The sequence below is a fragment of the Microlunatus soli genome, assembly GCF_900105385.1.
GTDB lineage: Bacteria > Actinomycetota > Actinomycetes > Propionibacteriales > Propionibacteriaceae > Microlunatus > Microlunatus soli.
In genome coordinates this window covers 2,953,441-2,973,945 of record NZ_LT629772.1, presented here as the reverse complement: position 1 = coordinate 2,973,945, position 20,505 = coordinate 2,953,441, and the positions used below count along the sequence as shown (strand labels likewise).

Sequence of the window (20,505 nt, the reverse complement as noted above, 5' to 3'; positions counted from 1 at the left end):
AAACTGCGTGGCAGCGCACCGACCTGCGAGGCAGGCGGCTCGTCGGGGAGCCGTGAGATCGGCCGATCCCGACCCGGTCGTAGGGTGTGGGCGGACCTCTCACCCATGAACTGCCGAGGACGACAGCGCGCGATGACCGATCCCGACCTGCTCCCCGATGACGCTGCAACCTTGCCGCGTCGTCGGGGTCGAGCGATCCTGGCCGTCATCGGCGTGCTGCTGGTAGCCGCCTGTCTGCGACCGGCGATCACCTCGGTCGGACCGGTCCTGCATCGGATCGGCGTCGACGTCGGCATCGGACCGGGTCTGCTCGGTCTGCTCGCCGCGCTGCCGCTGCTGGCCTTTGCGGTGGTGTCGCCGTTGGCCCATCTGCTGGCCCGCCGGGTCGGAACCGACCGGGCGGTTCTCGCCGCGTTGATCATGATCATCATCGGTCTGGCGGCGCGGTCGCTGGCAGTGCCCGGGCTGCTCTGGATCGGGACGTTGATCATCGGGATCGGCATCGCGATCGGGAACGTGCTGGTGCCGGCGGTGGTGAAACGAGACTTCCCCGGCCACATCTCACCGATGACCGGCGGCTATACCGCGACCATGAACACCTTCGCCGCGACCGCCTCGGGGATCTCGGTGCCGATCGCCGCATTGGCGATCGGCGGCTCGTCCGGTTGGCGTGGGTCGGTGGGGATCTGGTTGCTACCGGCGGCGGCCGCAATGATCATCTGGGCAGTGCGAATGCGGCTGGTCGAGCATCCGACCGCGATCGTCCCCGCTGGTATCGGTGATCATGATCGACGTCGACAGCGGTTGTGGCGGTCCGCCTTGGCCTGGCAGGTCACGCTGCACATGGGACTGCAGTCGACCGTCTTCTACACGCTGGTGAACTGGTTGCCGGCGATCGAGGCCGAACATGGCACGACGGCCGCTGCGGCGGGCAGCCATCTCTTCCTGTATCAGGCGGTCGGCATCGCCGCAGCCTTCGCCGTGACCGTCCTGATGGGGCGCCGTGATGATCAGCGCGGTATTGCGATCATGGTGGCGTTGCCGATGCTGATCGCGTTGACCGGGCTGCTGCTGTGGCCCGACCTGGTCGTCATCTGGGCCGTGCTCGGCGGCATGACGTCGGGCAGTTCGGTCGCGCTCGCGCTGGCGATGATGGGCCTGCGCACCGGCGACCCGGCCGATACCGCCCGGCTGTCCGGAATGGCGCAGGGCTTCGGTTATCTGCTTGCCGCGGGCGGTCCGATCGCGGCAGGATCGATCCGCGAACTGACCGGCAGCTGGTCGGCGGTGATCATCATCCTGATCGCGCTGACGCTGCTGCAGGCGACCGTCGGTCGGCTCGCCGGCCGCGATCGAGTGATCGGAACCACATCATGAACCTGTTGCTGCCGATCGTTTTCATCGTGCTCGGCTCGGTGACGACGGTGCTCGGGATCCGCGGCAGTCGACAGCTGTCCGAACGACGCCGACGCTGGATCTCCTATCCCGGTGAGGTCTACGACTATGTCTGGGACACCGGTAGCGACACCTCGGTGCAGTACTGGATGTTGCGTTGGATCGGAGCCGACGGTGTCTCCCGGACGGCCAAGAATCCGCACGGTGTCTCCGGTGGGACGCTGCGCGAATTCCCGTTCCCGATCAGGGTGCTGGTCGATCCCGATGATCCGACGAACGCCCAGGTCGCCGACGGCGCACACAGCGGCCGGATCGGTCTGCTGATCATGATTCCGGTCGGCGTGATCTTCGTCGGCCTCGGCGTGCTGATCGCCGTCCTGGGTTGATCCCTGTCCCGGTCTGATCCTGTCTCGGTCTGATCCCTGTCCCGGTGTCGTGGTGGGCCGCGTTGATCGTCGGACGGACCGGGATCTTCGTGGGCGCAGGGTCCCGGCATTCTCACGGGCTGTCAACCCGGTCCCACTCAGCGGGACCCGCGTTTGAGTCGCGGGCGCAAACGGGGGACGGTGGAGGAACCTGTTCACTACGGAAGGAGAGCGCATGCTCACCCTCACCGAGAACGCCAGCAACATCGTATCCACCATCGTCGACAAGCAGACCGAGTCCGAGGACGGAGGGCTGCGGATCAGCGGCCCGACCGATGGCGCGTTCGCCATCTCGGCGGTACCGTCCGGGGAGCCGGGCGACACCGTTGTCGAAAGTGGTGAGGCCAAGGTCTATCTCGAGGAGAGCGCGTCGGAGGTTCTCGACGACAAGGTCCTCGACGCCCAGGTCACCCAGGACGGCGACGTCCAGTTCCAGCTCGCCCAACAGCCTGAGACTGCCTGAGCGACCTGGCGCACCGATCTGCGCAGGCCGTCGCCCTTCGGGGCGGCGGCCTGTCCGCGTTCCGTCCCGGTGCTGCGAGGTCGGCGCCGGCGACACCCGTCGGGATACCGTGAGGGCCCCGAACCTGGTGGCCCGACACCGGGAGCCCGAGCCTGGAGGATGGATGACGACCGAGGGTGCCTGGCCGGTTCAGTTCCCGGACCTGTTCCGGCCGATGTATGTGGACTACGCCGATACCGACGTGACCTTCAGCGTCGATCCGTCACCGCAGGACGAGCTGATTAGCCGGATCCATTGCGTCGCGGTCGATCCGCAGGACCGGGTGATCGTCTGCCGCAGCGTGCAGGAGTGGCGCTTCCTGCCCGGTGGCACCCGAGAACCGGGCGAGTCGATCAGCGAGACGGTGACCCGGGAACTGTTGGAGGAGGCCGGAGCCAAGACCACCGGCGAGCCGATGATCTTCGCCTCCCACATCTCCCGCAGCCGTCGGCCGGAGCCGTACCGTCCGCACCAACCGCACCCGCTGTCGCACTGGGCCTTTGCCGTCGTCCGAGCCGAGGTGATCCAGCCGCCGACCAACCCGGCCGACGGCGAAGAAGTCATCGAGGTCCGGTCGATGGCCGCTCCGGCCGCAGCGGACTGGCTGACCGTCCATGACCCGGTGACCGCCGACATCGTCCGATTGGCCGACGCGATGGGACTGATCCACGGCGCGTGAGGGCAGCAGCGACCGCTGTCAGCCGCCGGATCAGCTCGCCGCGACCGGACGAAAACCCGAGCACATGATCCGGAGCCAGTCGATCCGCCCGCCGGTCTGCTGGGTGTAGGCGCGCTGCTCGACCACGAAATCGCCGCCGGCGTTGTGGCCGCGCAGCCGGTAGTGCACGGAGGTCCGGTCGGCCACCCGCTCCCCGCCCGCACTCAACACCGCCGTGATCACGTCGCCGGGTTCGAACCATGATCCGAAGACGATCTCGACGACCTCGTCGCGGTCGCCGGCCTCCCAGAAACGGCCCGGTGTCATCGCCCTGAAGTCGATCTGCTCGGTCAGCAGATCACGCAGCGCGGCCGCATCCCGACCGGCGATCGCGCCGGCCAGGCGGTGGGCGAGATCGCCGGCGTCATCTGATCCGCCCGGCCCCGGGCCGGTGCCGTTCTCGCGTCTGTCCGCGGCCGTCGCCTCCATGATCATCCCCCTCGGCGGCCGCTTGATCACCGGGACGGGATCAGCTACGACCGCACGATCCATTGAAGCAGCCGGCGGCCGGCCGGGGGCGGTATTCGTGCTGTCGCTCGGGTTTCAGCCGATCGCCTTCGCGAGCCGCGCCGAGACATCGGCCAGGACGTCGTCGACCGGCTGCTCGGCCAGTGACTTCATGAACGGCTCGACCTTGACCGGTCCGTCGTAGCCGGCGGCGCGGAGGGCGGACATGAAGCCGTCCAGATCGATCACCCCTGTCGCACCGGGGAGTCGACGGTCGAGATCCTGCTGCTCGTCGCGTTCCCGGTCGTCGCGGGCGTCGTTGATGTCGGCGGAGACGATGTCGGCGTCGGACAGGCCCTCGAGATCATCGGCGCTCTCGCCGGCGGTGTACCAGTGGTAGCTGTCCAGGATCAGCCCGATGTTCGGGGCGCCGACCTCGACGATCAACTCCAGCGCCTCGCCGAGGGAGTGGATGAACGGGAACCGCTCGGTGGACCAGAAGGTCTTCGGACCGATGTATTCCAGCCCGAGCCGGATGCCGGAATCGGCCAGCAGTTCGGCGATCAGCGACAGCCGGGACGCGTGTAGCGCCCAGTTGCGACGGTACGGCAGCTCGTCGTGCATCGGCCGGACCCAGGTGCCGACCGCGGTGACGCCGGCGGCGTTCAGCACCTCCAGTTTGGCCGGCAGCTCGGCGAGTTGCTGGGCGAACTCGGTCCCGGGTGCGGTGACGTTGATCGGCAGGCCCGCCATGCCCCACCGCAGTCCCTTCTCCGAGACCGAGCTGGCGAACTCGCTGACCGCGGAGGTACCGCCGAGTCCACTGAGGTAGCCGAGGTCGGGATCGACGCCGCCGAAACCGTGCTTGGCGGCCAGGTCGATCGCTGTCGGAAGGTCGGCGGTGAGGCCGAGGGCACCCATGCTGAGGTTGGAGAACACGGCTCAACGCTAGAACGTGATCTTGGTCGTGTCATCTCCGGGCCGTCCTGATGTCGCCTGGCGAGACGAGATGACGACCGTCCCGGTGCGTCGGGGCTCGGCCGCCCCGGCCGATCCCGATCAGCCGATTCGGCGCGCGAGTGTCGCCAACCGGCTCAACAGATCGTCGAAGAACGCGTCGACGTCGGTCCGGTCGGCGATCTGCGCATTGGCCGGTCGGCCCCAGAATCCGCCCTCGTCGGCGACCGTCATGCCGCGGGTCAGGCTGCCGTCCAGTTCGACGTCGACCACCGCCGGTCGGGTCTGGACGATGCCGGGGTCGATGGCGACGGCGGCCGCGAACGGGTCGTGCACGTGCGCGCGATACCCCTCGCCGACACTGTGGTGGAATTCGAAGTAGAACCGCAGCGCGTCGGTCAGCAGGGCGATCACCCGGTTGTCCGACACCGATCGTCGTCCATGATCATCTTCGGCGGTCGCCAGCTCGATCGGGGTACTGCCGGCCAGCTCGGCCAGTCGGGTCAGATGCTCGGGAGTGAAGGCGATCTGCTCGGTCAGCTGGAGTCCGCAGACGATCGGTTGCGGCGCGCCGTCGGTGCCGAAGGCGGTGAACACCTCGTGTGCCGCCTCCGGATCGACCAGCACATTCCACTCCGCGACCGGGGTGGTGTTGCCGGGGTGGACGAAGCTGCCGCCCATGATCACCAGTCGTTTCAACCGGGTCGGAAGATCGGGATCGCGGCGGATCGCCAAGGCCAGGTTGGTGCACGGCCCGACGACCAGCCCGACCAACTCGCCGGGACGATCGCGGGTGATCTCGATCCAGGCGTCGGCGGCGTCGCGGTCGGGTCGACCGGCCGACGGTGCGGTGCTCGCCGGCCGATCGGCGTATCCGAGCCCGTACGGGCCGTGGGTGTCCTCACAGGTCCGCAGCTCGATCGCCAACGGTCCGTCCGCGCCGCGGCAGACCTCGATGTCGTCACGACCGCAGAGCTCCAGCAGCGCACGATTGTTGGCGTCCACCTCTGCCACCGGAACATTGCCGGCGGTGGACAGCACGGCAGCCAGCTCGACGGACGGATGGGCCAGCAGGTAGAGCAGGGCCAGCGTGTCGTCGATGCCTGTGTCGCAGTCGAGCAGGAGCTTCTGCGCGGTCGGGGTGTTCGAGCTGGCCGCTGATGCACTCACACGGCGACACTATCGGGGTGGCTCGCAGCTGATCAGCGGGCCGTCGTCGGCGCCCGTTCCTCCGCGGTCGCGCGGTCGATGACCCCGGTCAGTCGGGCATGGAACTCCTTCAGTTCCGCCACATCCATGCCGAGCTTGTCCATCATCGTCGGCGGGATCTTCAGCGCCTGCTTGCGCAGGGCACGGCCCTTCGGGGTGAGCGCGATCTGCAACGACCGTTCGTCGTGGACGCCGCGGGACCGGGTGAGATAGCCGATCGTCTCCAGCCGCTTGAGCAGCGGTGACAGGGTCGCCGACTCCAGCGACAGTTTGGTCGCCAGTTCGCGGACGGTCAGTGGCCCGTCCTGCCACAGGGCCAGCATCACCAGATACTGCGGGTGCGTCAGCCCCATCGGCTCCAGCAACGGTCGATAGAGACCGATCACCCGTCGGGAGGCGACGGCCAGGGCGAAGCAGACCTGATTCTCCAGCGCGAGGAGGTCGCCGGCATCGATCGATTTCTGGGTGCTCACCCGGCCACTATAGAATGGGTACCAACAGTTAGCCCACTAACGGAACCACTGATCAAGAGGAGCTACTGCGGCCGGTGCTGCACGCCCGCTCGCTGCGTTGCACCGGTTCGACGGGCCCGGCCCGCCTTCACGCGTGCGCCTGGCGATCCGACGGGCAGCGTGGTCGTCGCAACGCTCCTCTTGGTCAGTGCTTCCCTAACTGTTCGGCAGATCTGCAGCGCAGGGAGGGATCCATGGTCGACCGGGAACCGAGCGGGACACGCTCGACGAGCAGCATGACCGATGAGATGACCCCGCGCTCGGCGGCCGAAGGGCGCAGCCTGGACCGGGTGCAGCGGGTGCTGGTCTCGTTGTTGATCACCGTGGTGGTCGGCATCCACGCCGCATCACTGGCGGTCTACGTGACCTTCAACCGGGCCGAGATGGCCCGCTCCGATGTGATCGGGCTGTGGGCGATGACCGGCCTGACCGGGCTGGCCAGCGCCGTGATGATCTTGATGATCAACCGGCGTAAGCCGTACAACCCGTTGGTGCTGCTGGGGCTGTTGCCGCTGGCCGCCTCGGGCCTGTCGATCTTCCTGTAGGGAACCACTGATTTATTCGGGCTACAGCGGCCCGCGCTGCACGACCGCTCGCTGCGTTGCCCTCGCTTGACGGGCCCCGGCCCGCCTGCACTCGTGCGGCTGGCGATCGAACGCGCATCGCGGGTCCGCAGCTCAGCCCGAATGAATCAGTGCTTCCCTAGTATCCCGCGCCCGAAGCTCGTACGATTATTCGAAGCCTGAAACGGCGATCTGCTGCGTTGTCGTCGGCTTACATGCACCCGGCATGCGCACCTCCTCCGCCTTGCAGCTCACCATTTCAGCCTCCGACTAATCACACGAACTTCGGGCGCGGGATACTAGACCTCAGCCCTCGGTCAGCGGTCGCAGCCGGCGGAGCACCTCGTCGGCGCCGAGCACCTGGGTGATCGCATGCATGTCGGGGCTGCGGGTCGACCCGGTGAGCGCGATCCGGACGATCTGTGACGCCTCCCGGATGGAGCCGGGGTAGTCGTCGGGATTCTTCTTGTATTCCTTGGCGTTCTTGGCAAAGCCGTGCTTGGCCGCCAGCTCCCGGATCTGCCCGAACCATTCCTGCGGATCGTCCAGCTGCTGGTAGCCGTTCACCAGATCGGCCGCGAACGCGGTGATCACCTCGACCGGCACCCCAAGATCAACAAGCCGCTGGTCGCCGGGCCCGTTGACCAACTCGAACAGAGAGGAGAAGAAGAAGCCGTACGCCGGTCGGAAGTCCGACCACATCCGCAGATCCTTGCGGGGGTTGTCCGAGCCGTCCCGTTCGACGGCCAGCGCGCGCAGCGCGAGATCGGCCTGCTGTTCCAGCAGTTCGGCGACCTCGGCGTCGTACTCCCGGGCCCAGACCTTCAACCGCTCCAGTACGGTCGGGCTGTCCAGGGTGCCGATGAAGTCGGCGCTGATGTCGGTCAGCTTGTCGAGGTCGACCAGCGGGCCGGCGACGCCGCAGTCGGCCAGGCTGATCGGCGTTGCCAGCGCGTCGGCCAGCGGCAGCTCGGCCAGCTTCCCGTTGGCCAATCCCTTCAGGTAATAGGAAACCGCCTCGGCCGGGTAGCCGACCGACATGTACCAGTCGACGTTGGCCTCGTCGTCCTTGCGCTTGGACAGCTTGCGCTTGCCGCCGGGGATCAGCTTCAGCAGCGGCGCGATGTGGGCATAGGTCGGCTGCTCGAAGCCGAGCGCCTCGAACAGCTGCAGGTGCAGCGGCACCGAGGAGATCCATTCGTCACCACGAATCACCGTGTTGACCCGCATCAGATGATCATCGACGGCGTGCGCGAAGTGGTAGGTCGGCAGCCGCGGTGACTGGTCCGACGACTTCAGGATCACCGCATCGTTGCGGTTGTCGTCGGCCGACAGCTCACCGCGGATCGCGTCGACGAAGCTGACCCGACGGCTGTCCGAGCCGTCCGGCGCGCGGAACCGCACAACGTACGGCGCCCCCTCGTCGAGCTTGGCCTGCACGTCGGCCGGGTCGGCGTCGCGCCAGATCGCCCAGCGGCCGTAGTAGCCGGTGGGCAGCTTGGTCGCGCGCTGCCGTTCGGTGATGTCGGCCAACTCCTCCTTGGTGGCAAAACACAGGTAGGCCTTGTCCTGACGGAGCAGTTCGCGGACGAAGCTGAGGTAGATCTGCTCCCGCTCGGACTGCTGGTACGGGCCGTAGTCGCCGTGCTCGGTGTCCTCGTCGGAGGCGATGCCGAAGTAGGAGAACGCGCGGTCGAACTGCTCGATCGCGCTGTCCACCAGCCGCGTCTGGTCGGTGTCCTCGACCCGGACCAGATAGACACCGCCGGAGTTGCTGGCGACGTCTCGGTCGATGGTGGCCACGTACACCGTGCCGATGTGCACGAATCCGGTCGGGGACGGCCCCAGCCGGGTGACCTTCGCACCCTCGGGCAGGTCGCGTGCGGGATAGCGCTGCTCCCACTGCTCGGCCTCGGGCAGGTCGGCGGGGAACAACGAATCGATCACTGCACGGTCCAGCATGGGGTTGATGACGCTCGCTCTCTGGGTGGTTCCGGTGCGCGACGCGGCCGTCGTGCTGTGTTCATGAAATGCCGTAGCGGCCGCCTCGCACAAGTCCGTTCATTATCCCCGGTCCCACGGCCACCCTCGACCAAGGTCCCTGAGCTTGTCGAAGGGCACCCCGTACCAGGTCCCCGAGCCGGTGGAAGGGCACCCCGTACCAAGGTCCCTGAGCTTGTCGACGGGGTGTTCTGTTGCTGGTGATCAGCACTTCGACGGGCTCAGGGCTCGGAGGTCAGGCGATCACCCGCACCGAGTCGATCGAGACGGTGCCGGTGGACGTGCCCTGGACCGGGTCGATCCGGAGCTGCCGGATCCGGCCGGTCCATTGCGGATTCTGCCGCAGGTCGATCCGATAACTGGTGAAGTCGGTGTCGTTCGCGGTGATCGTGATCGCCGCCCGTCTGCTGCCGTCGATGACCGGAGCGTCGTCGGTGCTGAAGTAGACGACCAGCTGGGTGTCCGCTGTCCGGTTGCGCATCCGGATCTCGACCTGCCCGTAGTCGGCGGTGGGTAGGCCGAGCAGGTCGGGCGTGACGATGCCCGGGTCGTCCTGGTTCACGGTCAGGTTCAGCGACCCGTCGGCCACGGTTGCCTGCGCCTTCCGGACGGTCACGGCCTCGAAGTCACCGTCGGAGTCGAAGGTCCAGCTCGATCTCCCGGAGGCCGGATACGGCTCGTCGGCCAACGCCAGATCGTCCAGCCCGTCGGTCAGCGGCAGCGTCCAGCCGAAGGTCTGATGATCGTCGGTGAATCCGGCCCGGTCGAACGATTCGAGCACCGTGCGGATGTCCGGGTTCGCCGGGTACTCGCGGTGGGCGAGCTCGTACAGGGTGACCAGGTTGTATTCGAGCGCGCTGGCGACGTAGTAGCCGGTGCGTGCGCCCGGGTCGGCCGTCATCAGGAAGTCGTCGTAGATCTCGAACGGCAGCTCGAGGTGCTCCCCGCGAGGACCCACGTAGTCGAACCAGTCGCGTCCGCTGCCTTCCTGGTTCTTCGCGATGTCGGCCTGCAGCATCAGCAGTTGCAGATGCAGGAACGTGTAGTGCAGCCCCTTGCCCTGCGCGGTGCGGCTGCGGTCCCAGATCTCTCCCGGTTCCGGCAGCGGCGCACCGTCGGTGTACGTCGGATCGCCCTTGTAGAGATCGCCGTCCGCGACGCCGCCGCCAAGATCATCCGGCATCACGATCGCGCCGTTGATCAATTCCTTCAGGTCCTTGTCGTTCCTCGGTGAATCGAGTTGCTCGGCGACCATCTCCCGATCACGCAGCGCGGCCCCGATCGCCAGCAGGCCGAGGTTGTGCGCGGACAGATGGTTGCTGAAGTAGTTGCCGCCGAGATAGGTGCCCGGCTCGCCGCGATAGCGGCAGACGCCGTAGTCGCAGGTCTCGGTCTCGTAGCGGAAGATGTTCCGGCTGATCATGATCGCCTTGGCCATCTTGCCGAACCACTGGGCCATCAGGGTGCGCTCCGCGGTCGGCAGCTCGTCCCAGAGCATCGCGTACGCGTCGGCGAAGATCGGCACCACCCGCCCGATCACCAGTCCCATCTGGTGCGGGCTGCCCCACCCCGGGTAGTCGCCGTCGATGGCGTCCCGGGCCCACAGCCGGAGGATCTCCCGGGCCTTGTCGGCATACGTCCGGTCGCCGGTGATCCGGGCGACGAGTGCGAGGCTGCGGGCGTCTTGTGCTTGCGGCCGGGCGATGCCGAAATAGGTCTCGTGGTTGTAGGACTGCTCCGGGATGTACGTCTTCGCCAGCGCCGCATCGGCCGCGGCCTTGGTCTTCAGCCAGGAATCGTAGAAGGGCTGCTGATGATCATGGACGCGACGGATCGCGCGGCTGATCTCCGCCTCGGTGGTGAAGATCACCGGTCGCGGTCGCTCCTGTGGTGTGGCAACGGCGGACGGTACCGCCACCGACACGCTCAGCAGGACCGCCGACAGCAGGCACAGCACAGCCGACACGGGCTTCATCATCGACGCCTCCGATTCTCCGGGAACGAGGTGAGCCTGGAAACACCGGTTTCCACCTACTGCGCGACTCCGGACGGGCACATCGGCGGCGTTGCCGACGCTCGATACACGCCCGGTATGCCGTTCGCGTCGGCGCCCGGCCGCTGCACCCGTCTGGCGCCGCTCGCGACGGTGCAGATCGGTGTTTCCAGGCTGAGCCTGCACCTGGCAGCACACCGAGGACCAGACAGCGAGTAGCAACCGGTCAGAACCCGTCAGCGCCGCCCTAGCCGGACTCCCTGATCACCAGGTCCGGAAGCAGCATCACCTGCTGCGTCGCGTGCGGCGGCGGGCCGAGGCGGGCGATCCTGCGCAGACACAGCATGATCGCGCTGAACCCGATGTCCTGCTTGGCCGGCGCGACCGCAGTCAGGGGTGGTGTCGCGGCACCGGAGAGTTCGTCGTCGTAGCTGATCACGGCGAGATCCTGTGGGATGCGCACCCCTCGGGCCCGGGCCGCGTCGAGCAGGTACAAGGCCGCCTCGTCCGGCTGGCAGAGGACCGCGGTGACCCGCTGTGCGCGCAACGCGGCCAGAGCCTCGACGACCTGACCACGATGATCTTGGTGGTCGATCCGGCCGAGCCACCGCAACGGGTGCTCGACCACAGTGGCGCCGGCGTCATCGATGGCGGTCCGCAATCCGGTGAGGACCGGTTCGTAGGTGGGCGAGACCGGCCAGCCGAGGAAGGCGATCCGGCGGTGCCCCCGGTCGAGCAGATGCCGGCCGGCCAGTCGTCCGCCGTGCGAATGATCGGAGGTGACCGAGTCGACGTCCCGCGTTGCGAAGGCCTCCGGAACACGTCGCTCCAACAGAACGACCGGCACGTCCACCCCCTGCAGCGCCTCCAACACCCTGGTGTCGCCGAGCCGGTGCAGGTTGGGGGCGACGAGCAGCGCGTCGACCTCGAGGTGCAGCAGGCTGCGGAGCCGTACTGCTTCGTCGGTCTGCGGATCGGGAGCCTCGCCGAGAACCAGGCGCAGCCCGGTCAGTTCCGCGGCACGTTGGGCGCCGTCGAGCACCGCGGCCCAGTAGTAGCCGCGCTGCGGGATCAGCAGCCCGACCGTGCCGGTGCTGCCGAAACGGTGTCCGCGGTTGGTGCGCAGGCCCAGCGCGACGGTTCGCAGCTCGTCCAGGACCGGTCCGCGGGACTGCCGGTCCTCCACCGTGGTCGCGCCGCCGTGCACCCGGCGCAGTTCGCCGAGACTCTCCAGCACCGCGAGATCGCGACGCGCCGTCGACTCCGAACAGCCGATCCGCACCATCACGTCGGCGAGCCGTACGGCGCCACGCAGTCTGAGTAACCGCATGATCTCGCGGTGCCGCTCCGGTGCCAACACGGGATCACCCAATCATGGGTCCCGGCCGAGCGGGGCCGGCCGCGTGCGGTCAGGGGTTGCGGTCTGCCTACTGATTGGTCCTTCGACAGCCTCAGGACCCGCGGGGTGTGGCGCGTGGATAGGGTTCTGGAGCCGACACCGTGGACCGAATCGAGGATCACCTGATGACTGCCAGCCCGTCCGAAACCAGTTCCGACGGAGGGCGGGAACGCCTGCGTGCGGTGATCGCCGTACCGCTGCCCGACGACCTGGTCGAGTTGATCCGCACCGCCGAGCCACGGCTGGAGGTCGTTTCTCGACCGGACCTGACGCCGCCGACCCGGCATCCGGCCGACTGGGGTGGCGACCCGGCGTTCCGACGGAGTCCGGAGCAGCAGGCAGAATTCGACCGGCTGGTGGACGACGCCGACATCCTGTTCGGGGTGCCGGACGTCGACGCGGACGCGCTGTCCCGGACGGTGGCGGCCAATCCACGGTTGCGCTGGGTGCACACCACGGCAGCCGGCGGTGGCGCGTCGGTGAAGGCGGCCGGGCTGACCGACGAGGCGCTGCAGCGGATCGCGTTCACCTCCAGCGCCGGTGTGCACGGATCGACGCTGGCCGAGTTTGCGGTCTTCGGGATCTTCGCCGGCGCGAAGGATCTGCCGCGGCTGCTGCGTCAGCAGGCCGACCGGGAGTGGCCCGGCCGGTGGGCGATGCGCCAGGTCGACGAGCTGACCGTGCTGGTGGTGGGTCTCGGCGGCATCGGCAAGGTGGTCGCGGCCAAGCTGTCCGCCCTCGGCGCCACCGTGCTCGGCACCAGTCGCAGCGGCGAACCGGTCGACGGCGTCAGCGAGCTCGTGGCGATGGATGATCTTGCCGAGGCCGCGTCCCGGGCCGACGCGATCGTGGTCACCCTGCCGGGCACCGATCAGACCACCGGCCTGATCGGGCAGCAGGTCTTCGACGCCGCACCGGACGGAGTGATCATCGTCAACGTCGGCCGCGGCACCGTGATCGACGAGGACGCCATGATCGCCGCCCTGAACTCCGGCCGGATCGGTTTCGCAGCCCTGGACGTCTTCGCCGTCGAACCGCTGCCCGCCGACAGCCCCCTCTGGCAACACCCGAATGTGCTGATCAGCCCACACACCGCAGCCCTCAACCCGGCCGAAGAACGCCGGATCGCCGAACTCTTCGCCGACAACGCAACCCGCCTCCTCGACAACCAACCCCTCCGCAACCCCATCAACACCCACGAGTTCTACTAACCCACGCCCCCGGAGGTGCCCAACCTCGATATATCGAACTTAGGCACGTTCCCGCGCCCCCGGAAGGTGCCTAACCTCGACGTCGAGGCGTGGTTTCAGGGCCGGGCCCGCCGGGACAGGAGATAGCCCGCGTCGCGGTCGAAGCCGACGACCGACCAGCCGGCGTCGAGGAGTCCGCCGAGCCAGCGGCGGAGCACCTCCCGCCAGCGGCGGGCGGCTTGTGGGTCCTGTCGGCGCAGCGCCTCGATGTCGGCCGGGATGGTGAGCCGGGCGGTGGTCGTCGTCGGCCCGAGCCCGGCCGGGCCACCGTGCGCCTCGACCGGCTCACCGTTCGGTCCGATCTTCACGACCGGCCGACAGCCGACGGCGGCGGCCGCGCCAGGGTCCGACGGTTCGACACCGGCGGATCGCAGGTCCCAGCCGACCAGCAGCCGGTCGGTCGGCTGGCCGTCGTTGACCCCGTCGGACATCGCACCGTAGAAGTCGGTGAGATAACTCCGGACGCCGACGCCGAGTCGGTGCAGGTTGAACGACGCATTCCGGGCGACCAGCGGATCGAAGGTCCAGGTGATGGTGCCGACGTCGCGCCGCAGGCACCACAGCCGCTGATGCAGCTTGAGCGCCGTCCCGATCCCTTGACCGGCGTGGTCGGATAGGACACCGGCGATGTGGCTGTGCAGGGCCGTGGCCGCGCCCGGGCCTCGGCCCGGCGGTGCGGAGAAGAAGCCGACACAGACGCCGACCAACCGATCGCCGCGGTAGGCACCGGCGACGTAATTGCCGCCGTGGGCCAGGGCGACCAGCAGCGACGGATGCAGGAGCGGCTGGTCGGCGCCGGTCTGCCAGATCGTCCGCAGCACCTCGGCCGCGGCGTTCATGTCCGCCCCCGATTCGAGCTCGAGGATCTCCACCGCTGCGGCGCGTGCGCAGCTGTCGGCCGCCTCTTCGGCCGCCGACACCGCGGGCGCGGTGATCATCCGTCCGCCGAGGTCCGAGGCAACCGTCGCGCACCGAACTGCAGGAACGACGACCCGTCCGGATCGGTCCGGAACACCGCCTGCCCCCAGGTCGCCGCACCCGGCGGACGGCTGGCGAAGACGCCGTCGGACACCGGCACCAGGTCCAGGGTCGTCGGCGGCTGCTCGGCTCCGGGCACCACGGCCCGCTGGGTGACGGTCACCGACAGCGAATCCTTCTTGCGTTCGACGGCGGCAGTCGTCCAGGCCGTCCGATACTCGCCCGGGAAGCCCGCCAGGGACACGGCGGGGCTCGGCGACGGCGGCAACAACCGGTCGGGTGGAGTGAGGCCGGTGAGCAGATCGGCAGCCTCGGCGAACAGGTCGGCCGACAGCCCGTCGACGACGCCACCGTTGGTGAGCAGCGCGATCGCCACCCGCTGGTCGGGGAAGAGCCGGAGGAACGCCGACTGGCCGATGGTGCCGCCGTTGTGGCCGAGCACCGTCGTGCCGTGCCAGTCCTCGATCCACCAGCCGAGTCCCCAGGCGTCCATCCCGTCGAGCAGGTCGGCGACCCGATACTGCGGGGTGGCCATCTGGGCCGCGGCATCGGCCGACAGGATCCGGGTCCCGTCGGCCGCAACACCGCCGCGGAGCATCATGCCGGCGAAGCTGAGCAGATCGCCGGCGCTGGAGTTGATCAAGCCCGCCGGACCCATCGATCGGGGGATGCCCCAGGTCGGCACCGGGACGGCGCCGTCGGGAGTGACGCCGTGGCCGATCGCGGCGGCGTACCGGATCGCCTCCTCGGGCAGGGTGACGCAGTGCTTCAGACCGAGTGGCTCGATGATCTTGGTCCGCAGCACCTGATCCCAGGTCTGTTCGCGGAGCACCTCGATCAGCCGGCCGGCGATCACGAAACCGGAGTTGCAGTAGGACCAGCCCTTGCCCAGCGGGTGCAGCTGGGCCGCGTCGGCGAGGGTGTCGACATAGGCGCGTACGGCGTCGTCGCCGCGTCCGGTGTCGGTGAACAGATCGCCGTCGATGCCACTGGTGTGGGTCAGCAGATGCCGTGTGGTGACCTCGGCGGCGACGGACTCGTCCAGCACGTTCAGCTCCGGCAGGATCTTGCGGACCGGGAGGTCGAGGTCGAGCTTGCCCTCGTCGACCAGTTGCATGATCATCACCGTCGTCCAGACCTTGGTGATCGAACCGATCTGGAAGAGCGCGTCGGGAGTGGCCGCAGCGCCGGTGGTCGCGTTCAACACCCCGGAACCCACCACCGTACGGGTCAGCTCACGACCGTCGTCGGTCAGCTCCAACACCCCGAACTGCGCACCGGGCACCTGATAGTGCTCACGAAGATCATCCAGCCGACGTTGCCAATGATCGCTGCCGAGGCCGGCCGGCACTCGTCCGGCCGGTCGGGTCGTCGCGGACGGATAGCGCTGCAGCCAGTCCACCAGCCGCCGGTTGTAGTCGAGTCGATGGGACGGCCGGCCGTCGATGATGAACAAGTGGCTGGCGCCGGGGTAGGTCACCAGTCGGGTCGGCACATCGGCCGAGCGCAGCGCAACGAACCACTGCTCGGCCTGATTGACCGGACACCGTTGATCATCGGCGCCGTGCAGGATCAGCGTCGGTGTCGTCACCTGGGAGACCTGCGCGATCGGTGAACGCTCGGCATAGCCCTGACGGTCCAACGGCTGATCACCGGCGACCTCCAGCGGAGTCATCAGCGCACCGATGTCGGAGCCGCCGGCGAAGTCGGCGAAGTCGCACAGCAGCCCGCCGGCAACCGCGGCGGCGAACCGGTCGGTGTCGGCGGTCAGCCGGCAGGTGGAGAACCCGCCGTAGCTGTAGCCGGTGACGGCGAGCCGTTGCGGGTCCGCGACGCCCTCACTGATCAAGGTGTCGATCGGCTGCAGGAAGTCGGCGCTGTCACGGCTGCCCCAGCCGCCGACGACGGCGCGATAGAAGTCTTCGCCGTAGCCGTCGGAGCCGCGCGGGTTGAGGGTCAGGATCGTCCAGCCTTGTTCGGCCAGCACCTGATGGTAGAGGTGTGCCGGGTCGGCGACGCCGGACCAGGCGTTGTGCGGTCCGCCGTGGATGTCCAGCAGCAGCGGACCTGGTTGAGCATGATCAGGGTCGCGCAGTAGCCAGCCGTGCACCTGCTGGCCGTCGTCGATGCCGAAGGTCCGCTGCTCGGCGGTGAAGAGATCGATGTCGGGTAACGCATCGGCGGTCAGGGCGCTGAGCGGGGTCAGCTCGCCGGTCTCCAGGTCGATCAGCGCGACCTCACCGAAGGACCGCTGATCGGTGATCAACACCGCCGCCACGGCAGCCGATGTCGCGACCGACAGCCCGGACACCACCTGATGATCATCGGTGATCAAGGATTCCACGGCCGGATGCTTGGCCCGGCCCACGATCGATACCCGATGCAGATGGGACCAGCCGCGTTCCCGCAGGCAGAACAGCACCGATCGGCCGTCGGCAGACAGCACCGGCCCGGCGCCGGGATAGCCAGGCATCCCCGGCATCACATTGCGGTCGGTCGACTCGGTCAGGATCCGGTCAGGCTTCGTCACGTCGAGGTGGAGCATGATCAACAACCCGTGCCCGATGGACACGTCCGGACGCCCGACGGCGATCACCGATGCACCGTTGGGACGCCACACCAGCGGTCCGCTGACACCGGTCGCGTGCCCGATCCGGGTGCCGCCGAGGGTGCGCTCGGCGACCGTCAGGTATTCGACGACGTGCTCGGCGGTGATGTCCGATCTGGGATCGTCGGTCGCGGTGACGTAGGCGATCCGGGTGCCGTCGGGTGACCAGGCCGGTGCCGTGACCCCGTACGGGGAACTGGTCAGTCGGGTGACCGTCCCGGTGTCGGCCTTGATCATGAACAGCTGGGTACGGAGCTCGCCGAGGTAGCCGGCGCCGTCCGCCTTGTAGCCGATCCGATCGGCGACCAGCGGAGCATGCGGATCGCTGTGCACACCGACGGCGGCGATCACGGCGATCCTGCTGCCGTCCGGGCTCCAGGTGGCGCTCGCGACGCCGTACGGGAAAAGGTCGGGCTCGGTGAGGCGGCGTTCGTCGGTGCCGTCGGTGGTGATCAGCCAGAGCTGCGGACCGGCGTCTCCGCTGCGCAGGAAGAGGATCCGGGAACCGTCGGGGGAGAACTGCGGATCGCTGTCCGCCTCGCCGGAGGTGCAGCGGGAGGGCCGAGCATCGGGTGTTGTCGACCGACTCCACAGGGTGCTGGGATTGGTGTCGGTCTGGGGATCGCTGCCGCGGACGGCGTACACCACCCGGGTGCCGTCGGGATCGATGGTGACGGCTGTGGGGACGCGGATCGCCGACAGGTCGTCGAACAGCAGGCGTCGGGACATCGTTGGCTCACTTTCTAGATCTGTTGCTGGCTGACTCGTTCGAGGGATCGGCTGTGGTACCCGTCGAGCTCGGTCGGCGTGCGGGCAGCCTTGGCGGATGCGTGGTCGTCGACCGGCTCGGTGAACAGCCGGACACCCAGCTGCGGCACCGACGCCAACAACTTCTGGGTGTAGGGGTGTTGCGGGTTCTCCAGAACCTCGGTGACCGTGCCGGACTCCACCAACCTGCCCCGGCTGAGCACGGCGACGTCGTCGCAGACGTGCCGGACAACGGCGAGATTGTGGCTGATGAACAGCACCGTCAGCCCGAGCTCGCGTTGCAGACCGGTCAGCAGGTTGAGCACCGATCCCTGGACGGACACGTCCAGCGAGGAGGTGATCTCGTCGGCGATCAGGACTCGGGGTGCGGCTGCCAGAGCGCGTGCCAGTGCGACTCGCTGTCGTTGTCCACCGGACAACGTGCTCGGCAGCGAACGACTCCGATCCGGATCGAGGTCGACCTGCTCCAGCAGGTGGCCGACCTGCTGCCGACGGCGGGTCCGTGATCGACTGCGGGGAGGTTGGCGCCGCTCGGCTGCCAGCAGGGCCTCCTCGATGGTCTCCCCGATGGTCAGGTGCGGATCGAGGCTGGAATACGGATCCTGGAAGACCATCTGGATCTCGTGGCGCAGCCGCGCGGTCCGGCCGCGGGCATGGGCGACATCGACGCCGTCGAGCAGGATCCGGCCGGTCGTCGGTTCGGTGAGGCCGACCACCGATCGGGCGATCGAGGACTTGCCGGACCCGGATTCGCCGACCAGGCCGAGCACCCGACCGGCGGGGACGGTGAGGTCGACGTCGCGCACCGCCGTGGTCGCCGTTCGGCCATGGCCGTACCGGACGGTCAGTTTCTGCAGCTGCAGTTCGCCGACAGGTTCGCCGGTCATGGCAGGTCCCCGATCGTGGCCAACGGTCGGTTGCGGTCGCCGGTCATGCTCGGGACGGCGGCCAGCAAAGCCTGGGTGTACGGGTGTTCGGCCCGTCCGGCCACCAGGTCGTCGACGGCGATCTGCTCCACGATCTCGCCCCGAAACATCACCAGCACGCGGGTGCACAGACCGGTCACCACGGCGATGTCGTGGGAGACGAACAGCACCGCCGAGCCGGCCTCCCGACTGACCTGGTGCAGCAACCGCAGCACTTCCTGCTGCACGGTGACGTCCAGGGCGGTGGTCGGTTCGTCGGCGATGATCAACGACGGAGTGCCCATCAGCCCCATCGCCAGCATCGCGCGCTGCCGCATGCCGCCGGAGTATTCGTGCGGATACTGCCGGGCACGGCGTCGTGGGTCGGGGATCCGGACGGCGTCGAGCCGGTCGATGGCACGCTCAGAGGCTGTCTGCCGGTCCAGACCCTCGTGCAGCAGACCGATCTCCGCCACCTGGGGTCCGACCCGGAGTGCCGGATTGAGCGATGCCATCGGATCCTGGAAGACCAGGGCCATCCGGGTGCCGAGCGCGGCCGCCAGCCGGCGCGAACCGACCCGGCCGCCGGATCCGGCCAGCGGTGCGAGATCGAGTCCGTCGAAGGTGATCTCCTCGGCCGTCACCTGCAGCGGCTCCTCCAGCAGGCCGGCGACCGACAAACAGGTCAGACTCTTGCCCGAACCGGATTCACCGACCAGTCCGACGATCTCGCCGGGCGCGATGTCGAAGCCGACGTCGCGGACCGGTCTCCGCCAGCCGGTGTCGGTCGGTGCGTCGACCCGCAGACCCCGGACCCGCAACACCGGCTGGATCCCAGACACGCGTTCGAACCCGTCGACGGGCTGTGGGCCCGTCCTTGAATCCACCACCGACCGGGGCCCTGGGCTTGTCGAAGGGCTGTGGCTCACGCCGGCCACACCCTCATGATCAACGATCTCTGCAGCTTCCGACCCGACCTGTACCGGACCACCGGCACGGGCCGGCTTCGGCGGCAGCAGCCGGCTCACCCGACGCTCGATCCCCAGGCCGCGGGCCAGGGTCTCGCCGAGCAGGGTGAAGGTGACACCGGCGAACACGACAGCCACGGCGGGACCGACGGCCGCACCCGGGGTCACCCAGATCCGGCCGATGCCCTCGTTGAGCAGCCGGCCCCAGTCATAGCTCGGCGGTTGCACGCCGAGGCCGAGGAAGGACAGCCCGGCAAAGGCGATCAAGGCTCCGCCGGCGGTGATGCTGGCGTTGACGATCAACGGTTCGCGAACGTTCGGCAGCACGTGCCGGAACAGGATCCGTGGCCGGGAGATGCCGAGGATCCGGGCGGCTGCGATGTAGTCCCGGCCGGCGACCGAGGCACTCAGGGTCTGGGTCAACCGCCCGTAGGCGGGAATGATCGCCAGCCCGATCGCCAGGATCGCCCCGAGCAGCCCCTGGCCCATGATCACCGCCAACATGATCACCAGCAACAGACCGGGGAACGCGATCGCCAGGTTGACCGCTGCGGTGACCATCCGGCCGGTCCGACGGCCCAGTACGGTCGGCAGGCACCCGACGACCACGCCGAGGCTGACGCCGATCGCGGTCGCCGCCAGCGCCATCAGGATCGACAGCCTGGTCGCCACCAGGGTGCGGGCGCCGATGTCGCGTCCGCCGGCGTCGGTGCCCAGCCAGTGCTGGGCCGACGGTGGCCGGGACAGGTTGTACGGATCCGCGGTGCTGGCAGCCGACCCCCAGACCGCGGGTGCGATGATCGTCAGAGCGGCCAACACCACCAGGCCGAGGGCCGCGGCAATGCCGATCGGGCTGAGGAAGGCCGATCGCAGTCGGGACGCCTTCTTGATCGACGAGCGGGCCATG

At 68.5% G+C, this 20,505-nt stretch carries 17 protein-coding genes; 6 read left to right on the top strand and 11 right to left on the bottom strand.

What is annotated here, in order from left to right; translation table 11 throughout:
* Positions 1-132: 132 nt before the first annotated feature.
* From BLU38_RS13650 to BLU38_RS13635, 4 genes are all read left to right on the top strand, one after another.
* Positions 133-1,377: an MFS transporter gene (locus BLU38_RS13650; protein ID WP_091525619.1), complete on the top strand. Its 1,245-nt coding sequence runs from the start codon at positions 133-135 to the stop codon at positions 1,375-1,377.
* A complete protein-coding gene (locus tag BLU38_RS13645) occupies positions 1,374-1,781 on the top strand; it encodes a DUF3592 domain-containing protein (RefSeq protein WP_091525617.1) in 408 nt (135 codons plus the stop codon). Before BLU38_RS13650 ends, BLU38_RS13645 begins: the two co-directional genes overlap by 4 nt.
* Positions 1,782-1,995: 214 nt before the next feature.
* On the top strand, positions 1,996-2,283 hold the full coding sequence (locus BLU38_RS13640) for a hypothetical protein (protein WP_091525615.1): 288 nt from the start codon (positions 1,996-1,998) through the stop codon (positions 2,281-2,283).
* A 163-nt stretch (positions 2,284-2,446) separates the two neighbouring features.
* Complete coding sequence (locus BLU38_RS13635) at positions 2,447-3,001, top strand: NUDIX hydrolase (protein WP_091525613.1); 555 nt, start codon at positions 2,447-2,449, stop codon at positions 2,999-3,001.
* A gap of 30 nt (positions 3,002-3,031) precedes the next feature.
* On the opposite strand, the gene BLU38_RS13630 is transcribed toward BLU38_RS13635, so the two are convergent.
* The 4 genes from BLU38_RS13630 to BLU38_RS13615 all read right to left on the bottom strand — a co-directional run bounded on the left by BLU38_RS13630 (position 3,032) and on the right by BLU38_RS13615 (position 6,126).
* Positions 3,032-3,469: a hypothetical protein gene (locus BLU38_RS13630; RefSeq protein WP_197680111.1), complete on the bottom strand. Its 438-nt coding sequence runs from the start codon at positions 3,467-3,469 to the stop codon at positions 3,032-3,034.
* 114 nt (positions 3,470-3,583) lie between these two features.
* Positions 3,584-4,426 carry a sugar phosphate isomerase/epimerase family protein gene (locus tag BLU38_RS13625; protein WP_091525612.1) on the bottom strand — a complete coding sequence of 281 codons (843 nt, stop codon included), beginning with the start codon at positions 4,424-4,426 and terminating at the stop codon, positions 3,584-3,586.
* Between the two features lie 120 nt (positions 4,427-4,546).
* Positions 4,547-5,614 carry a nucleoside hydrolase gene (locus BLU38_RS13620; RefSeq protein WP_091525610.1) on the bottom strand — a complete coding sequence of 356 codons (1,068 nt, stop codon included), beginning with the start codon at positions 5,612-5,614 and terminating at the stop codon, positions 4,547-4,549.
* A 32-nt stretch (positions 5,615-5,646) separates the two neighbouring features.
* On the bottom strand, positions 5,647-6,126 hold the full coding sequence (locus BLU38_RS13615) for a MarR family winged helix-turn-helix transcriptional regulator (protein ID WP_091525608.1): 480 nt from the start codon (positions 6,124-6,126) through the stop codon (positions 5,647-5,649).
* A gap of 275 nt (positions 6,127-6,401) precedes the next feature.
* Here BLU38_RS13615 and BLU38_RS13610 point away from each other — a divergent pair, with 275 nt between their 5' ends.
* Positions 6,402-6,710 carry a hypothetical protein gene (locus BLU38_RS13610; protein WP_091525606.1) on the top strand — a complete coding sequence of 103 codons (309 nt, stop codon included), beginning with the start codon at positions 6,402-6,404 and terminating at the stop codon, positions 6,708-6,710.
* Positions 6,711-7,034: 324 nt separating this feature from the next.
* Here the strand turns inward: BLU38_RS13610 and BLU38_RS13605 are convergent, their stop codons facing one another.
* The 3 genes from BLU38_RS13605 to BLU38_RS13595 all read right to left on the bottom strand — a co-directional run bounded on the left by BLU38_RS13605 (position 7,035) and on the right by BLU38_RS13595 (position 12,082).
* Positions 7,035-8,690 carry a glutamate--tRNA ligase gene (locus tag BLU38_RS13605; protein WP_091525604.1) on the bottom strand — a complete coding sequence of 552 codons (1,656 nt, stop codon included), beginning with the start codon at positions 8,688-8,690 and terminating at the stop codon, positions 7,035-7,037.
* A 274-nt stretch (positions 8,691-8,964) separates the two neighbouring features.
* A complete protein-coding gene (locus tag BLU38_RS13600) occupies positions 8,965-10,707 on the bottom strand; it encodes an alginate lyase family protein (RefSeq protein ID WP_091525602.1) in 1,743 nt (580 codons plus the stop codon).
* Positions 10,708-10,969: 262 nt separating this feature from the next.
* Complete coding sequence (locus BLU38_RS13595) at positions 10,970-12,082, bottom strand: LacI family DNA-binding transcriptional regulator (protein WP_091525600.1); 1,113 nt, start codon at positions 12,080-12,082, stop codon at positions 10,970-10,972.
* A 164-nt stretch (positions 12,083-12,246) separates the two neighbouring features.
* Between BLU38_RS13595 and BLU38_RS13590 the strand changes: the two genes are divergently transcribed.
* Positions 12,247-13,332 carry a D-2-hydroxyacid dehydrogenase gene (locus BLU38_RS13590; RefSeq protein WP_091532403.1) on the top strand — a complete coding sequence of 362 codons (1,086 nt, stop codon included), beginning with the start codon at positions 12,247-12,249 and terminating at the stop codon, positions 13,330-13,332.
* Between the two features lie 95 nt (positions 13,333-13,427).
* On the opposite strand, the gene BLU38_RS13585 is transcribed toward BLU38_RS13590, so the two are convergent.
* The 4 genes from BLU38_RS13585 to BLU38_RS31705 are packed head-to-tail and all read right to left on the bottom strand — an operon-like array spanning position 13,428 to position 20,504.
* On the bottom strand, positions 13,428-14,309 hold the full coding sequence (locus tag BLU38_RS13585) for a hypothetical protein (RefSeq protein WP_091525597.1): 882 nt from the start codon (positions 14,307-14,309) through the stop codon (positions 13,428-13,430).
* A complete protein-coding gene (locus BLU38_RS13580; RefSeq protein WP_091525595.1) occupies positions 14,306-17,686 on the bottom strand; it encodes a serine hydrolase in 3,381 nt (1,126 codons plus the stop codon). Before BLU38_RS13580 ends, BLU38_RS13585 begins: the two co-directional genes overlap by 4 nt.
* A 14-nt stretch (positions 17,687-17,700) precedes the next feature.
* Positions 17,701-18,612, bottom strand: a complete 912-nt coding sequence (locus tag BLU38_RS13575) for an ABC transporter ATP-binding protein (protein WP_091525594.1) — start codon at positions 18,610-18,612, stop codon at positions 17,701-17,703.
* The gene (locus BLU38_RS31705; RefSeq protein WP_091525592.1) at positions 18,609-20,504 is read right to left on the bottom strand and encodes a dipeptide/oligopeptide/nickel ABC transporter permease/ATP-binding protein; all 1,896 of its coding nucleotides are present in this window, start codon (positions 20,502-20,504) and stop codon (positions 18,609-18,611) included. The genes BLU38_RS13575 and BLU38_RS31705 overlap by 4 nt, the downstream gene beginning before the upstream one ends.
* Between the last annotated feature and the right edge of the window lies 1 nt (position 20,505).

What these genes read in the sequence shown, in the direction of transcription:
- BLU38_RS13650 (WP_091525619.1), top strand. Translation starts at nt 133, where the DNA reads ATGACCGATCCCGACCTGCTCCCCGATGACGCTGCAACCTTGCCGCGT.
- BLU38_RS13645 (WP_091525617.1), top strand. Translation starts at nt 1,374, where the DNA reads ATGAACCTGTTGCTGCCGATCGTTTTCATCGTGCTCGGCTCGGTGACG.
- BLU38_RS13640 (WP_091525615.1), top strand. Translation starts at nt 1,996, where the DNA reads ATGCTCACCCTCACCGAGAACGCCAGCAACATCGTATCCACCATCGTC.
- BLU38_RS13635 (WP_091525613.1), top strand. Translation starts at nt 2,447, where the DNA reads ATGACGACCGAGGGTGCCTGGCCGGTTCAGTTCCCGGACCTGTTCCGG.
- BLU38_RS13630 (WP_197680111.1), bottom strand. Translation starts at nt 3,469, where the DNA reads ATGGAGGCGACGGCCGCGGACAGACGCGAGAACGGCACCGGCCCGGGG.
- BLU38_RS13610 (WP_091525606.1), top strand. Translation starts at nt 6,402, where the DNA reads ATGACCGATGAGATGACCCCGCGCTCGGCGGCCGAAGGGCGCAGCCTG.
- BLU38_RS13605 (WP_091525604.1), bottom strand. Translation starts at nt 8,690, where the DNA reads ATGCTGGACCGTGCAGTGATCGATTCGTTGTTCCCCGCCGACCTGCCC.
- BLU38_RS13600 (WP_091525602.1), bottom strand. Translation starts at nt 10,707, where the DNA reads ATGATGAAGCCCGTGTCGGCTGTGCTGTGCCTGCTGTCGGCGGTCCTG.
- BLU38_RS13590 (WP_091532403.1), top strand. Translation starts at nt 12,247, where the DNA reads ATGACTGCCAGCCCGTCCGAAACCAGTTCCGACGGAGGGCGGGAACGC.
- BLU38_RS13585 (WP_091525597.1), bottom strand. Translation starts at nt 14,309, where the DNA reads ATGATCACCGCGCCCGCGGTGTCGGCGGCCGAAGAGGCGGCCGACAGC.
- BLU38_RS13580 (WP_091525595.1), bottom strand. Translation starts at nt 17,686, where the DNA reads ATGTCCCGACGCCTGCTGTTCGACGACCTGTCGGCGATCCGCGTCCCC.
- BLU38_RS13575 (WP_091525594.1), bottom strand. Translation starts at nt 18,612, where the DNA reads ATGACCGGCGAACCTGTCGGCGAACTGCAGCTGCAGAAACTGACCGTC.
- BLU38_RS31705 (WP_091525592.1), bottom strand. Translation starts at nt 20,504, where the DNA reads ATGGCCCGCTCGTCGATCAAGAAGGCGTCCCGACTGCGATCGGCCTTC.